We start from the raw sequence: 15579 nt of genomic DNA on the forward strand, positions 1-15579 counted from the left end.
TAACAGCACAGCATCAGCTAAGCTGATATTGGTTAGTAACATTATCTATTATTCACCTTCAGCTTTTCTTTTAAATTCTTGAAAATGCTTACCGGATAAGGGGTTCCAATATTAAAACCTAAGTCTTTAATGTCTTCTAAAATGGTCATTTTTGCACCGGGACTAACCTTTTCCCAGATAGAAGGCTTTAAAAACCAATGGTCCGTACCACGTATCATCCATGTTTCTACCATAGTCAGGATAGATATTCCGTCCTTTAGCACAGCGTTGAGATATACTTTAATGTAGTCTTCGTCTTTTTTTAACCCGGAGATGGTGATAGTGGTTTTATCTTTTTGGGGTAAGACATTTATCATAACGATTATGTTTTTCTCGGTTCCATCATGATTAATTTTAAAATTAGCTCGTCCCGCTAAGCAGACAGGTATTTGTATGTCCACTTGGTAGGCAGTGCCCCAAAAATCGTCTTTACCTGCCAGCAGATCGGTTCCTTTTCTATAATAGGTGTGTATTTTGCTAATTTCCTTATCCAAGTGCGTTAATTCCTTCGCAATTGATTTTTCAAAAGTGTCTGGGAAAGAATATTTTAATTCCTGAATCTTAACTCCTTTCGATGCTAAGAATTGGAAGAAATAATCTTCTCTGTACTTTTTCAGAAGAGCCTCCTCTCGAAATTCTTTGTATGTCGCCAGTAATTGACTATAAATTTGCTTTTGGTATTTCTTAATGAAATATTCTCTGCAAATAGTTCTATAAAGCTGAAGGTTAAAGTGCTGCGGGGTGTTAAATTGGTTCTTTTCTTCAAAATCCTGAAAAAGTGTTTCGTGTACGGTACAAAATCCAGGAAAAGTTGAAGCTAGATTAACACCAATTTTATCCAAGATAAAGGAGCCGGAAGCGTGATCAAATTTTGGTCTTAATACATGCCCATCTTCTTCAATAGCGCCTAAAAATAGCTTTTTAGAAATGGTATGAGAACTCTTAATAGACTTTCTTTTGCAATCCAGGTAAATGCAATCGTGATTACTCCGATATAGTTTTAAGCTGTTGCTAACATGTTCAAAAAATAAACTCTTTCTAAGGTTCTCGGTTAAAACCTCATCCGGGTTTTCATGAAATGAAGTAATTACTTTATCAATACTTTCTGTTAAAAGCTGCTCAAATAACTCATTTATATCCATGTGCTTTTAAAAGTGGTATAAAGTCATTATGGGAGCGGCTTTTTTAAACTATCCAGGGGTAAACGGTCCCGAATTGCTAGTTTCTTATAATCAGAAGGGGTATAACCGGTAATGGCTTTAAACTGCTTCGAAAGATGGCTTAAACTGCTGTAATGTAAACGGGTCGCTATTTCTCCCAACGATAATTCTTCATAATCCAGCTGCGCTTTAATGTATTCAATCTTTTGCAGAATAATAAACCTTTCAATGGTCATGTGTTCAACCGAAGAAAAGGCATGGCTCAGGGTGCTGTAATCTTTTCCAATAGCCTGGCTTAAATAAGTTGAATAATTGGTGGTTATCTTCTCGCTTTTATAATGGATTAAATCGATGAGCACCGTTTTAATCTGTTCTACCAACTTCAATTTTTTATCCTCTAACAGCTCAAAGCCATAATCCTCCAACACTTCTTTTACCTTTTCTTTTTCTGCTGCTTCTAGAGGCCGGGCTAGTTCTACCCAGCCCAGTTGCACCTCCAGAACCGGCAGTTCCAGGCGGGCAAATTGTTCTTGTATTATCCGGATACACCGCGGGCATACCATATTTTTAATATTTAAGGTAGCCCGGCTTTCGGTGCCTTGTGGTTCCATGTTATCAGGATATAGAGTGGAGCGTTTAATGAAATAAAGCTGATATTGAAATATAGCAGGGTTTTACAACGCTACCGGAACGGGAATGCGTAAACGCTCCCAATGCATCTCTATCGTTCCTTTATTCTCGCCTGCTGCCTTTACCACGTAGCGGAGGCGTTCTTGGGGTTTATCTGTTTTTTCAACCTGAACCGGAAGGCGCAGAATATCCTCTTTCGCAGAATATTCATCGGCCAGGTGCTGTTCCCAATTCTTATTCAGGATTACGGTCCATTCCTTCTCGCCTGGTATGGTAAAAAAGGCATACTTGCCGGCCGGTATTGCCTGGCCGCCTATCTGGATAGGGCCATCGGTTTCAATAGTCGTCGCGGAGTGCGCGCCAGTTACCCAAACTTGGTCATAAGGAACCAGGCCACCCCAAACTACCCGTTTGCGAACGGCTGGTGAATGATAGTTTATAACCACGTTGACCGAACCAATCTGGCCGGTAGCTACGGCTTTCAGACTGCCTTTTAACGTGTCCGGCTCCGGTTGCTCGGCAATCGTGACCGCATCTTCCGGATTGGCTGTCGTAGGTGCCGCAGTAGGTTTTTCTATCTCTTGCTTTTGGGTTGTTTCCGGCTTTTGGTTGCAGAACGTGAAGGAAAAGCTAATGGCTACGAGGGCAAAGTAATGAGTGAATTTTAGTGACATCGGTTAGTTATTTGATGAGTTGAATAAGACAGATGAAGTATTAATGCTGATGCTGTTCCAGGAATTTTCCTTGTGGTCCTACTCCTTCTATATGGACCAACTGGGCACCGTAATGGCCCGCCATGCTGACGGCATAACCGGCACCAATCAAAATCACGGCGGCAACGGCTATGCTCCAGCGCTGGCCCCGGAAAACCAACACGCTTAGCAGCTGGGCTAATAATCCAAGGCCGGCCAGGTAAACCGTGTAATCAGCATATTTATCGTGCTGTTCTAAGACGAGCTCCGCGTGGGCAGAAAGCCCGGAGGTATGCGGGTGCGACCAATGAGAGGAGGCGTATGCCGTCACAAAACCAACCAACACCATGATGGTCACGGCCCAATTGAGTTCTTTCTTCTGAAACAGAATATTGAGAAATTGCATGGCTGCCGCAATCATTAGCAGCATTATTGGGAAATGGACAATCAGCGGGTGGATGTGCGGAAAGTCCGCGAAAGAGGCATGTACGGTCCGGGGATTGGCTTCGTGGCCGGCGTGCTCCGCCGGGGTTACATCATTTAAAACTATCGTATCACGGAAAGCCTTGGGTTCTTGTTTGATGGTATCAGCCGGGGTAGGTTTGGCTTTTTTCTCGTGTTTTTCACCCCCGTGCGCCATAACCCCCGGCGGATTTAAAATTAGGGTCAGGCACAAAAAGGAAAGCAGGAAAAGAAAAAGGTTGGTTGGTTTCATTAAGTTGTTGAAGTTTAAAGATTGGGGAAAATGATTTTAGGGCCGGATAACTAAACCATTCGGTTTTTTACCGACCGGAACCGTAGCGGTCACCAGATGATCGACAACCTTAATGACGGACACGGTATTGGCCCCCTGGTTGGTGACGTAAGCCGTTGTGCCATCCGGGGAAAAGGCAATGGCGTGCGCATCGGCTCCGGTGGTAATGCTGCCTTTCAGGTTCCACTGACCGTTATTTTCCTGGTAATAAACAATTTTTCCATTGGTGGCATCGCTTACCCATAATTCCTGTTGGGCGGGATGATACGCGACATAGCCGGGTTTAAAGCCCAGCGGAATAGTTTCGGTAGCAGTGCCGGAAGCTACGGCAATTTCCGTCACGGTGCCCTCTGTTTCATTGTCCACGTACATGAAGCCATTGGCGGCTGGCCAGGCTCCTACCGGGTCTTTGCCTACCGGCACGGTGCCCAGTACCGTTTTGGTATCCGGGTTGATGATAGAGACCGTCGCATCCATGGTATTGGCGGCAAATACTTTGGTGCCATCGGCGGAGAAAGTAACTTCTGACAAGCCTTTGCCGACCAGGATGGTATTTTTCAGGCTCCAGTTACCGGTATTGTAAACCAGCACATGGCTTTGCTGTTCATCCTCCTGCGCAATCCATAATTCAGAGCCATCCCGGTTAAAAACACCGTTATGGGGCATTTTGGGCAGCATGAGTTCTTTTTCAATTTTCCCGGTGTAGCTATTGAGCACCATGACCTTGAAACCGCTCATGCCCCCCATGCCGCCGGAGTCGTGGCCACCGCTTAAATCGGTACTGGTAATGGCAACGGCCAGCTTTGTTTTATCCGGACTGATATTAATATGGTGCGGGAATGTAGCTCCGTTCAATGATAGTTGCTCCTTTTTGGAGAGGTCGTTTAAATTAAGCACCTCGATGTTGTTTGATTCGCCATTCACCACATAGGCTGCCGGGTAATCAATATTCTTTTCTTCCCCACCGCCCATATCATCCATGTCGTCCATGTCGGCTTCGGTATGGAAGTTACAGGCCGTAAAGCCGAAAATTAAAAGAGCTCCTGCCAGTGCTTTTTTTATTTTGAAAAGCATGATTCCTGCGGTTAATCGCTGGGTTATTGACTTAACTGTTGTAGGACTACAAAACCAATCAGACTGGCTATTAAGGCATACCAGGCAAGTCGCAGGTATGGCTTGTTCTTTTTGGGCGGTTCGGTTTGACAACATGATTTCATTCGTTTATTAATGGTTATGGCCGGCCATCTGGTCAGTGCCTTTCTTTAAAACATATTCGCTGTAGAGTAAATAAGCGCCCGTTACCACTACCGTATCGTTGGGGCTTAGTCCGCTGGCAATAGCTACCTGGTTCGCACTTTCGGGCCCCAGGGTAACCATTTTGGAGTTGAAGGTATTCTCGCCCGTTTTTACCCAAACGTGCGCCCCCCGGGAATCCCGGATAACGGCATCGAGCGGCAGGGTAAGCGCCTGATTCGTGGGAGCCGGCAGGTTAATGGTCGCCTGCGTGCCGGGAATTAATGCTCCTTTGGGATTAGGCAGTTTAGCCCGGGCGACCACTACCTGGCTGTTCTGGCGGAACTCCGGATTGATAAAACTTACTTTGGTTTTAATAGGAGCCGGCTGGCCCGGCACGGTCACTTCAATGGGGGTGCCCACCTGTATTTGCCCGGCTTCCTGCGCGTATAATTCCGCTTCTACCCAAATGGTATTAAAGCGGCTCAGGCGGTAAAGCAAACTGCCTTCGGCCACATAAACGCCTTCGGCCGCGGCTATCTCCGTCACGATGCCGGACGTTGGTGCCAGGAAGGTAATGCGGGCATCTAACTGCCGGGTGTGGGCCACCCGGTTAACCTGGGCCGGCGATAAGCCCATGAGCAGGAGTTTCTTTTTGGCTGCCGCCAGCACAGAAGCAAACTGTTTCTCTCCCGGAAAGGCTTTCACCTGGTCCAGGGCTAATAAATATTCCTGTTCCAGGGTCAGCAACGATTCGCTGTACAAATCATAAAGCGGCTGTCCTTTTTGGATACGCCGCCCGGTTTCTTTGACATACAACCTTTCAATACGACCGGCTGCGCGGCTGCTGATTAAATCCGCCTGGGTTTGGTCCACCGCTAAGCGCCCGGTCAGGATGGTATTACTGCCTACTTGCCCCATCTGAACCGGCCGGGTAGAAATATTGCCCAGTTGCATCTGCGTTTCGCTGAGCATGATGCTGCCGGCGTTCTTTTCCGTAGCCGGTTGTTTTTTGACCGGTACCAGGTCCATGCCACAAATCGGGCACGAGCCGGGTGCACTTTCCACGATTTGCGGATGCATGGGGCAAGTGTAAGTGGTACCTGTTCCGGCCGTATCAACCTCATGGTGCTCGTGTTTATCTTTATTGGTACAGGCGACTATCAGAAGAGCCACGAGCCATACGCCTGCTGTTTTTAGAATCTTTTTCATCTGTTATTTTCTGCTACCCGAATAAAACTTTCGCTATCTACCAGGAACTGAGCATTGGTGGCTATCACATCCTGGGCCTTCAGTCCCGATAGTACTTCTACCATCCCATCGGCCCGTTGGCCAGCCTGCACGCTGATGGGCTTGAAGACCCCGTTCACTTTCAGAAAAGCTACGGACTGCGTGCCAATGTCCAGCACCGCTTCTTTGGGCACCCAGAGGGCGGTACCAGTACTGTAAGTAGCTTTACCGGTGAGGAGCTGGCCAATGAGCGTGGATTTATTCTCCGCTGGTAAGGAGGCCCGCACCTGGGCAAAATTCTCTCCGGCCTCGTAAATTGGTTCCACCAATAATACCTTAGCGGGCACCGGCTCCCCTGGCAATTGGTTAAAAGTAATGGTGATAGGCGTTCCTATGGTGAGTTGCCCAGCCTGGCTGCCGGGCACGTTGAACTGGGCCCAAACCTGCGAAGCATCCACTACTTTTAGCAAAGCTTGCCCGGTAGTCACGTACATTCCTTCCCGGATGGCAAAACCACTATTTGGGGTTGGTGCCGCCGGGCTGGTTCCGCCGCCACCGCCAGCACTCCCCGCGCCACCCATACCACCCATACCATCTCCCCCGGCTGCTGGAGCAGCGGAAGCGGGTGCCGTGGGAGTAGGCGCGGCGCTTACCGCCGGGTCCAGCACATAGCCGGTGTAAGGGCTGTACACGGAAAAGGTATAGGTCTCCTGGCCGCTCCGGGCCAGTTGTTTTATTTGGCCTTCCGTAGCTCCTAATAATTGTAGTTTTTGCTTTGCGCCCTGAATCAGGGAAGTATTAGTGGGGTCATTTTGCAGCAGGTAAAGCAATTCTTTCTGGGCGGTTACCAGTTCCGGGCTGTAGATGTCGTACAGCTTTTGCCCTTTGCGTACCGGCTGATAGTTGAATTGCACATATAATTTTTCAATCCGCCCCCCGAAGCGGGCCGGAATAAGGTATTGCTGGCGGGTATCATAGGTCACCACGCCGCTCATAATAATTTCGTTCTGTACCTGCTTTTGCACCGGTTGGGTGGTCTTGATACGAGAGACCACCGTTTGGTTCGCGGGCTGCAGCAAGTAGTTTAAATCCGAACTCACGGGGGCAGCGGGCGCATTAGCGGTTCGCTTGGCTACCAGGTCCATGCCGCAGATGGGGCAGGAACCCGGCTCGTCCCGGACAATTTGCGGGTGCATGGGGCAGGTGTATGCTACCTCGGGAGCCGTCGCTCCCTGCTCCCCTCCCTGGCCGGGCTTATCATTACAGGCCGTAAAAGTGAACGGCAGCAGTAAAATCAATAGCCCGATTAACTTATTTTTCCAGTTCTTTCTCATAATTTACCCCTATCAGGTACAGTTGCTCTAAGTTGTTGAGGTATTCCATTTGGGCCATGTTCAGCGCTTCCCAGGCATCAATCACCAGGGGTAATTGGCCGGTATTTTGTTCGTAGCTGAGCAGAGTGGTTTCGTAGTTGCGCCGCAGGGCCGGAATGATTTTGGCTTCGTAATTCTGTACCTGGGTCCGCTTGGTTTGCAATTCCAGCGCCATGCTTTTTACCATGCTTTGGGCTTCGTTCAGGATATTTTCCCGGCCTTTTTGCATACCCGCAATTTCCAGCTTCATGGCTTTGATGTTAGACTTGTACATTTTCGAAGACCAAGGGGCAATAGGAATAGAAACCATGCCCATGGCGGTAAACGTCTGGGCCATCATCTTATCGCGAGGCATCATGTTTTCCAGGCGGATGCTAAAATCCGGTAGCCGTTGCAGACTTTCCAGGCGCAGGTTGAGCCGCATCGATTCAATGGTCTGGTCTATTTGCCGCACATCGCTGCGAGTGGTACGCAGTTCCGCCGTGTCGGCTAAGGCAATCGGTTCCGGTACCCGAACCAGGGTGTCCACAGCAAAACGGTTCTCCTGGGGCAGGTTCATCAGCATATTAAGCTGAATGTTTTTCATGCCAATTTCACTGTCATTCATGAGCAGCATATTTTCGACTTCGGCCAATCGGCCTTCCGCTTTGTAGATGCTCCCCAACGAGCTTTGGTTATAAGGGTAGCGGACCCGGGACAGCTTCAGCATAAACTGCATGATGCGCTGACTTTCCAGCAGCACCGATTTTTTCTTTTCCAGCACCACCCATTGCAAATAGGCGGTTTTGGCCTGGGCCCGCAATTGGTTGTAAGTAACATCCCGCCCGGCTTCTTCAATGGCCGCTTTAGAACGCTGGTAATTTTGCCGGGCCTTGAGTTTCGCCGGGTTGGTAATTTCCTGCTCTACGGACGTCATCACCATGCCTCTGTCCTGTCCCTCCATAATCATTTGGCCCGGATAAGGGACCATGAATACCCCCGCTCCGACCATGGGCGCCATCTGGCTGATGGCTCCCTCGGCCATGGCGTTCTGGGCCTGGCCCCTTAACCGGAATTCCTGCAGCATCGGGTTATTCTGGGATATTTTGCTAAGTACCGAGTCCAGCGGGAGCACCGGTACCTGCGCCTTGGCGGTTGTTCCCAGCAACAGCAGCCAAGCCATTATATATAATCTAGTGGTTAACATCGTAAATCTCCATTTTACCGTGTTTCTTTAATTCGTATTCTTTTGTCATTTCAAACACCACCGGAGTCACCAGCAGAATATGAATGGAGGAGGTAAACACCCCGCCTATCAGGGGCAGCACAATGGGCAGCATCACATCCGTGCCCACTCCGGTGGCCCACAGCACCGGAATTAAACCAAACAGCGAAACCGAAACCGTCATGATTTTGGGGCGCAGGCGCTTAACGGCCCCCATGAAAACATAATCCCGGATGTCCTGCTTGGTAATGGTCTCGCTCGAATTACCCTTTTCCGCTACCAGCTGGTTCATGGCTTCGTTCAGGTATACCACCATCACCATAGCCGTTTCTACCGCCAGTCCAAACAAGGCAATAAAGCCCACCGCCACCGCTACCGACAGGTTAATGCCGTAGAAATACACAATAAACACCCCGCCGATTAAGGCAAAAGGAATGGTTATTATATTCAGCAGGGCCTCCTTAAAAGAATTAAAGGAGAAGTACAGAATCAGGAAAATGATGATCAGGACCAAAGGGATAATAAATTTGAGCGTTTGATTGGCTCGTATCTGGTTCTCCCACTGCCCGCTCCATTCCAGCCGGTAACCATTGGGCAAATTGGTTAACTCGCCGTTTAACTTTTGAATGGCTTCCTGGACGGTGCTGCCTAAATCCCGGTCACGCACATTAAACAAAACAGCACCCCGCAGCTGGGCATTCTCCGAAGCAATCATGGGCGGGCCATCCACAAACCGCACATCGGCTACCGCCGAAAGCGGAACAGTGCCCGCCGAACCGGTCTGCAGGGGAATGCGCCGGATGCGGTCCAGGCTGTTGCGGTACTCCTGGGCCAGGCGCAGGTTAATGGAAAAGCGTTGCCGCCCTTCCACCGTATTCCCTATCGGGAGCCCGCCCAAGGCCGATTCCACAACGGCATTCACATCATTTACCGAAAGCCCGTAGCGGCCGAGCTCATCACGCCGGGGTTGGATTTCCAGGTATTTGCCCCCCGTAACCGGTTCAATGTATAAATCTTTGATGCCCGGAATATTCTGTAAGTTATTGCGCACCTGCTCCGAAACCAGGGCAATAGAATCCAGGTTTTGGCCATAAACCTTTACCCCCACGTCCGTGCGGATACCGGTGGCCAGCATGTTGATGCGGTTAATAATGGGCTGGGTCCAGCCGTTAATTACCCCCGGAATCTGGAGTTTTTGGTCCAGTTCCGCGATAATTTTGGCTTTGGTCATGCCCTCGCGCCACTGGGCTTCCGGTTTCAGCAAAATAATGGTTTCAATCATGCTGATGGGCGAATTATCAGTAGCCGTACTGGCCCGCCCGGCTTTGCCCAACACCTGGTCTACTTCGGGCATGGATTTAATAATCTTGTCCTGCACCTGCAAAATGCGCTTGGCCTCCGCATTGGAAATGTCCGGCAGCGTGACGGGCATAAACAAAATAGAGCTTTCATCCAACGGCGGCATAAATTCCGACCCTAAGCGGAACAGCATGGGGATGGCGATGAGTAAAGCCAGGATATTGATGCCAATAGTAGTCTTCCGCCAAGCCAGGCACCAGCGTAAAATAGGACCATAGACCCGCTCCAACCCCCGGTTAATAGGATTACTGCTCTCGGGCTTAAAATTACCTTTCAGTAAAAGAGATAGCAGCACTGGAGTTACTGTAATGGCCACGAAAGCATCGACAATCAGAATAAAGGTTTTGGTCCAGGCCAACGGGCTGAATAATCTTCCTTCCTGGCCGGTGAGTAGAAAAACCGGCAGGAAAGAGGTAATAATAATAATGGTACTCCAAAACACGCTGGGACCAACCTGCTTCGTAGCTTTTTCAATTATTTTAATTCTTTTGGATTTAGATAATTTCATGGTTTAAGGTTGAATGAGCCACGCCATTTCTTATAAAAATGATTTCTCGTCATGCTGCGCATCGGCTAAGTGCCGGTAAGCATTCTCCACCATCACAATGGCATCATCCACAATCACCCCAATAGACAGCGCTATTCCGGTCAGCGACATAATGTTGGAGGAAATGCCGAAGGTATTTAACAAGATGAAGCCAATAGCCACGGAAAGCGGGAGCTGAATAATGATGATTAAAGCGCTCCGCCAGTGAAAAAGAAAGATGAATACGATTAAGGAGGCTACTACCATCTCTTCAATGAGCGTAGTTTTTACCGAATTAACCGAATCATTTATCAGACCACTGCGGTCGTAAACAATATTAAATTTTACCCCTTTGGGTAAACCAGCCGAAACTTCCTGCATTTTGGCTTTCACCTTTTCGATTACTTCGGCCGCATTTTCACCGTAGCGCATCACCACAATGCCGCCCACGGCTTCGCCTTCCCCGTTTAAATCAAAAATGCCTAATCGGCTTTCCCCGGTCATTTGCACGGTGGCAATATCCCCTATCCGGACCGGAATGGTATTCTGGGTGGTGATGGGAATATTCTCTATTTCTTCGGTGGATTTGAGGTAGCCAGTCGTTTTAATAATGTACCCGATATCACTCATCTCAAATTTGCGGCCCCCGCTCTCGTTATTGTTGGCCCGCACGGCGGTCATTACCTGGGGTACCGACAGGTTAAAATAGGTTAGTTTATTAGGGTCCAGGGTAACCTGATACTGTTTCTGAAAGCCGCCGAAAGAAGCAATTTCACTCACGCCGGCTACATTCTGGAGTGAGAATTTTACGTACCAATCCTGGATAGCCCGCTGCTCACCCAAATCCATGCCGGGTGCATCGAGGGTGTACCACAAGATATGCCCCACACCAGTGCCATCCGGGCCTAAAGTGGGGACCGCTCCTTCGGGCAGTAAGCGGTTGGCGTAATTTAGGCGTTCCAGTACCCGTTCCCGCGCCCAGTAAATGTCAGTTTGGTCTTCAAAAATGACGTAAATAAAACTCATGCCGAACATGGACACGCCCCGCACATACTTCACCTGGGGCATTCCCTGCAGGTTCGTCACCAGCGGGTAGGTCACCTGATCTTCGATAATTTGCGGGCTACGGCCCATCCACTCGGTAAAAACAATTACCTGGTTTTCCGATAAATCCGGTATGGCATCTACTTTATTGGTGCTTACCGAGTAGATACCCCAACCAAACAGACCGGCGGCGATGAGCAGCACAATCATGCGGTTGCGCAGAGAAAATGAAATTAGTTTACCTATCATGGTCTATAGGAGATTGCCCTCCCGGCCTTGGAGACCAGGAGGAATAATTAAATAATTAATGTTGTTCGCCTGCTTCGTGCTGATGGGCGGCAGCGGAATCCGTCTGGATACTGGCAGTAACTTCTTCCAGGTTCATGCCGCATTTCGGGCACTTGCCCGGTTCGGTGCTGGTAACTTCCGGGTGCATGGGGCAGGTGTAGGTAATGCCGGCCACCTCTTGTTTGGTTTCGGTTTGCTCCGTGGCATTTTGATCTGTTCCGCCGCTATTACAGGCCGTAAAAAAAGTTAAACCAAAAAGGGACAAGCCAATATTTAAGATAAGCGCTTTCATATTGATGAATAATTTTAAAAATGGTTAAATAGCTATGCTCTCCTGCTAGGTCCAGCAAGGCCATTGAAAAGACTATAATACAGGCCGCCTGATGCGTCTGAACTAATATTTAAACGATTTAAAATGAAGGGGAAGATTTCGTAAAATCCGGATTCAAAGTGGCCTGCTTAGCCGTAGGCTAAGGAAACAAAGTACAGGAAAGGTTACACTTGCTGCTTAAGCGATAAGCTACAAGGGCTAACGAAGCCAACCGATACGGGCAAATTTATTTGAATTGGATTTACGTTTTAGAAGGCTACCCCAGGGGAACAGGTTGGCAGTCTCTTCTAAAAAAGAGGGGAAAACTAAATAATAAAGGTTTGATGTAAAATGCCGATAGACCTGCCGGACATTGGCGGTGGCAAAGTGAAATGCGGAAGTGTTTCCAGGATGGCTGGCCGGATGCTTGCGGTAAAGCTGGGATAAGTCACCGGTTCTTTGGCGAACTTGGCTGCCTGTTGGGTAGCGGAATTAAAGTTGATTGGTGAAGCTACGCCCCGCTGCATGACACAAGTCATATCCTGGCAGGATTTCCGGGGGCTTTTAGCCGCTTTGCCGCAGCAACAGCTTGGGTCGGCAAACAGGCTAATGGAACCGCCCTCTTCTCCAGAGCAATGCGCTATAGTCACACGAAAGCCCATAGAAGCCAATAGAATGGCTACCACTAAGCTCAGGTGAATAAATTTTTGCACTGCCTTCATCTGGCGAGATTTAGAATTAACTAGCTGTTAAAAAACTATTAGCTATAACGGAAGTTGTCGAACTTTAATTCAACTTACAAAACTAAGGATGTTTTTAGAGTTTGGTGTTATACAATTTTGGTTAAATGTTATATAAATTGGTCAAAAATGAAACCATTATTTTAACTGGATCCTACAAATAAACGGGTTGGCTCATAAGTCCAGTTATGTTTAATCGAGCTCTGCATACCCTGAAAGGCTTTATCTAAAATATTTTAGTACCAGGTATTTAGCTCAATAACCATGTCTCTGCTTCCGGTCTGTTATCGAACTCCCGGCAAGCGAAAGGACACTTACCCGCATAAATTACTTGCTGCAGGATGGTAGACAAACCATACGTATACCCGTCTAAAGCATTTACTTGGGCTATCTTCTTTAATTTACTTGCCAAAGGAATAAAGATAGCTGTCCATTCTTGAACGGTCCAAGACTGGTCTGTTTGTCGAACCTGGCCAGACAGCGCTTGGTCATCCAGCCAGCGCCTTATCTTATATTTTTGTATGATGTTGGCATAAGTGTTCAGACAATCCCGGTAATCCGGACTGGAGCAAGGCCCCTTCCAACTAGTTTCTAGGAGCTGGTCCTGGAGCAAGTAATGGATTTCCAAATAAGTCGTTCGAAAAAGAACCATAATCTATTTTAGGTAGAATAACTACATGGCCAAACTACCAACAACAGGAGCCTTGTCAATTGGTCAACCTGCTTTGGTTTAACTACAGACTGGTTAACCACCTAAAAAGATTAATGTTTTAACCCTAAACACTTCTTTCACCAGGTAATAGGTATCTCCCTCCTTTTTCACATAACCCTGTTTATCCGACAGCTTCTATAAAGCCTAGAAATGCTGTTTTGTAAAATAGATTTAGAAAAGTTGGTCTCATACCTACTTTATGGTATTTACTCTTTCATTTCTCTGTAATCAGTTTTGTTTCCCCCTGAAACAAAGAAGGGCACCATATTTGGCACCCTAAAATATAATCGAAAACAGTTGTACATTAAGAATCTACCGCTCTTAAATAGTGCCATTATTCGGTCCTAGAGCCTGTTTGTCTTGCCTGCTCTTACAAAAAGGTTCAGGAAGTTACTTGCCGGCTGGTTAAGTCCTTATTCCTGTAATATCTTTAAATACAGTACTATATATCATCTTAACAGCTTTTTTTTCTTCCTGTCGCAGGTTGTTCAGCCGGTAATTTATTTATCCACAAATAACGCCTTTGTCACTTTTGTGACATCTAGTTCTCCTAGTAAGCCGTATTACATAATCTACTTAAAATAGGATTATTTTATACAATCTGTTATGACCCAAGACTACCCGGAAGAAGTACTTATCACGCGTTTGCAGGAGCGGGATACAACAGCACTTACACTTTTATACGACAAGTATTCGGCGAGTTTATATGGGGTCATTCTGCGGATTGTAAAAGATGAGCTCGTGGCCGAGGAGGCCATGCAGGATTGTTTTGTAAAAATTTGGTCTTCTTTTGCTTTCTACGATAAAGATAAAGGTCGTTTGTTTACCTGGCTGGTGACAATTGCCCGCCATGTAGCCATTGATAAACTCCGTTCCCATGCTTATCGCCAGAGTAGGTTAAATCAAAGTTTGGATAGTGTACTGACTGTTAATTTAAGAGAAACGCACCCGTACCGGCCGGAGTTCATTGGGGTAAAAGAACTAGTTGCTACTTTAACTTCTGACCAAAAGAAAGTAATTGACCTGGTCTATTTTGAAGGGTATTCCCACGCAGAAGCGGCGAAAGCATTAGCTATTCCGTTGGGTACTGTCAAAACTAGAGTGAGATATGCCCTGCAACTATTACGTAAGCTGATGGTAGAGCCCGACGTATTAGCCGCCTGAAGAAGAAAAGGAAGCTAGCGGTGCTTAAAAGAAATAGGATGCAATCCCCACTAATTAAAAGAATAACGACATGGATAGCGCGAAAAGCTATTTATGCTATATCAGCTTATAAGTACACTTAGGTTAAAAAAGGGAGTATTGCTAGTTTTTGCTGCTATTTAGGGTGAACCTACCAAGCAATTTTCTTTACTACTTCGCTAGTCAAAGCACAGCAAAAGAAAACCTGCTTAAAATAATGGAATAAGGGCTTTTCTGCCGGCTTCAGAAGTTTAACCCTATGTTTTAGGGATAGCTTTATACTTAGCGGGGAATTATAATCTACCCTTTAGTTTTTTATTCATCAGATAAAATTAATATTAGTAAAAAAGGATGTAAACACATGACTCGTTTGAAGCTTATCTACCACAGCGACCTGACGACCATAGAGGTAAACAAAAAAAGTCGATATCTTCAAACGACCTGGCTCCAACACCCTCCCAGCCGTGAAGCGTTCCAAAGCGAAACCCGCCTCAGTGCTAATTATATCCTTGCCTACCAGGCGGATAAAGTACTCTTTGATGTGCGGAAAAGATTATACCTGGATAATGCCGACCAATTAGCCGACCAAAATTGGCTGGAGCAGGAAATAGCGCCTTTATTTCAGGATAAAGGTCAGCTCCGCTTTGCTTACCTGGTAACCCCGGATAGCTACCAAACCATGTACGCCAATCAGGTACACGGCTTAATTCTGGAGCGGTCCGAATTCTTTAAACACGTAGAAGTTGGTGTTTTCCTGGATGTTAAAGAGGCCCAGGATTGGTTGCTGAATTATTAAAGGAAAAAAAAGAACAAATGATACCTTTAATTTTATCTCCCTTCATCCACCGCAAGTATTAACAGATTGGTTGATTGTCGTTCATGATGGCTAATAGCTAAATAGATTTTGTGATACGGCAGAACAGCTAATAAGCGCTTATGATACTTGCTACTAAATTCCAGCGTATACATGACTTTGGGTAAAACCATTTAAGTAGTGATAGGTAAAACAGGGGGCTATTCTACATGAACTGTGATAAACAAAGGTCAATTTCTGACTTTGTTATATTGGGGAAGATATAATGGGAGTACTGAAATCAAACCTA

General features: G+C 47.0%; 12 protein-coding genes and 1 pseudogene. 2 read left to right on the forward strand and 11 right to left on the reverse strand.

Features of this window, described 5'->3' with window-relative positions; translation table 11 throughout:
* Positions 1-41: 41 nt before the first annotated feature.
* The 11 genes and pseudogenes from AAE02nite_RS25060 to AAE02nite_RS25115 all read right to left on the reverse strand — a co-directional run bounded on the left by AAE02nite_RS25060 (position 42) and on the right by AAE02nite_RS25115 (position 12564).
* Positions 42-1181, reverse strand: coding sequence for a hypothetical protein (locus tag AAE02nite_RS25060; protein ID WP_146905213.1), 1140 nt, complete (start codon positions 1179-1181; stop codon positions 42-44).
* Between the two features lie 26 nt (positions 1182-1207).
* Positions 1208-1810 carry a helix-turn-helix domain-containing protein gene (locus tag AAE02nite_RS25065; RefSeq protein ID WP_146905216.1) on the reverse strand — a complete coding sequence of 201 codons (603 nt, stop codon included), beginning with the start codon at positions 1808-1810 and terminating at the stop codon, positions 1208-1210.
* A 63-nt stretch (positions 1811-1873) separates the two neighbouring features.
* Positions 1874-2503, reverse strand: a complete 630-nt coding sequence (locus AAE02nite_RS25070) for a DUF2911 domain-containing protein (protein WP_146905219.1) — start codon at positions 2501-2503, stop codon at positions 1874-1876.
* Between the two features lie 40 nt (positions 2504-2543).
* Positions 2544-3236 carry a DUF2231 domain-containing protein gene (locus tag AAE02nite_RS25075; protein WP_146905222.1) on the reverse strand — a complete coding sequence of 231 codons (693 nt, stop codon included), beginning with the start codon at positions 3234-3236 and terminating at the stop codon, positions 2544-2546.
* 36 nt (positions 3237-3272) lie between these two features.
* Positions 3273-4349 carry a YncE family protein gene (locus AAE02nite_RS25080; protein ID WP_146905225.1) on the reverse strand — a complete coding sequence of 359 codons (1077 nt, stop codon included), beginning with the start codon at positions 4347-4349 and terminating at the stop codon, positions 3273-3275.
* A gap of 150 nt (positions 4350-4499) precedes the next feature.
* Positions 4500-5720: an efflux RND transporter periplasmic adaptor subunit gene (locus tag AAE02nite_RS25085; protein WP_146905228.1), complete on the reverse strand. Its 1221-nt coding sequence runs from the start codon at positions 5718-5720 to the stop codon at positions 4500-4502.
* The gene (locus tag AAE02nite_RS25090; RefSeq protein ID WP_146905231.1) at positions 5717-7072 is read right to left on the reverse strand and encodes a heavy metal-binding domain-containing protein; all 1356 of its coding nucleotides are present in this window, start codon (positions 7070-7072) and stop codon (positions 5717-5719) included. Before AAE02nite_RS25090 ends, AAE02nite_RS25085 begins: the two co-directional genes overlap by 4 nt.
* Complete coding sequence (locus tag AAE02nite_RS25095) at positions 7050-8273, reverse strand: TolC family protein (protein WP_246151247.1); 1224 nt, start codon at positions 8271-8273, stop codon at positions 7050-7052. Before AAE02nite_RS25095 ends, AAE02nite_RS25090 begins: the two co-directional genes overlap by 23 nt.
* Before the next feature lie 10 nt (positions 8274-8283).
* Positions 8284-11493 (reverse strand): annotated as a pseudogene (locus tag AAE02nite_RS27070) (efflux RND transporter permease subunit).
* A 55-nt stretch (positions 11494-11548) separates the two neighbouring features.
* Positions 11549-11824 carry a heavy metal-binding domain-containing protein gene (locus tag AAE02nite_RS25110; protein ID WP_146905243.1) on the reverse strand — a complete coding sequence of 92 codons (276 nt, stop codon included), beginning with the start codon at positions 11822-11824 and terminating at the stop codon, positions 11549-11551.
* 344 nt (positions 11825-12168) lie between these two features.
* Complete coding sequence (locus AAE02nite_RS25115) at positions 12169-12564, reverse strand: HYC_CC_PP family protein (RefSeq protein WP_146905246.1); 396 nt, start codon at positions 12562-12564, stop codon at positions 12169-12171.
* Between the two features lie 1336 nt (positions 12565-13900).
* Between AAE02nite_RS25115 and AAE02nite_RS25120 the strand changes: the two genes are divergently transcribed.
* Both AAE02nite_RS25120 and AAE02nite_RS25125 read left to right on the forward strand, forming a co-directional pair.
* On the forward strand, positions 13901-14458 hold the full coding sequence (locus AAE02nite_RS25120; RefSeq protein WP_146905249.1) for an RNA polymerase sigma factor: 558 nt from the start codon (positions 13901-13903) through the stop codon (positions 14456-14458).
* Between the two features lie 379 nt (positions 14459-14837).
* On the forward strand, positions 14838-15272 hold the full coding sequence (locus tag AAE02nite_RS25125) for a hypothetical protein (protein ID WP_146905252.1): 435 nt from the start codon (positions 14838-14840) through the stop codon (positions 15270-15272).
* Positions 15273-15579: the final 307 nt, after the last annotated feature.

Origin of the sequence: Adhaeribacter aerolatus, from assembly GCF_007991635.1 — a bacterium.
Taxonomy (GTDB): Bacteria; Bacteroidota; Bacteroidia; order Cytophagales; family Hymenobacteraceae; genus Adhaeribacter; species Adhaeribacter aerolatus.